The organism is Mesorhizobium sp. M7A.F.Ca.MR.362.00.0.0, assembly GCF_004023175.1.
Lineage (GTDB): Bacteria > Pseudomonadota > Alphaproteobacteria > Rhizobiales > Rhizobiaceae > Mesorhizobium.
Genome location: NZ_RZTF01001106.1, coordinates 1 through 242 on the forward strand (window position 1 = coordinate 1; position 242 = coordinate 242).

Genomic DNA, 242 nt, shown 5'->3' on the forward strand with positions numbered 1-242 from the left:
TTTGTATATGTATATGAGAGGAAGATTTCTCGATGAACTGAAACGCCGTTCTAAAGAGGAACAGCAGACTGTATACCCTGAGGAGGCATTTTGGGAAACGGCTGGAAGTCACATGCTGACTCTAGATGAGCACTATATTCAAACATTGTGCAGTACACTTACTGCAAAAGAAGCAAAGTGGGTCAGCTATTTTTCCATCCAGCAGTTGACAATAGCTGAAATTGCTGCAAAAGAGCATATCA

The 242-nt window shown here is 41.3% G+C and carries 1 protein-coding gene; it reads left to right on the plus strand.

The annotated features are described in order from the left end of the window. On the plus strand, positions 1-242 hold a 242-nt coding region (locus EOC06_RS40655; protein WP_206631468.1), incomplete at both ends, for a hypothetical protein.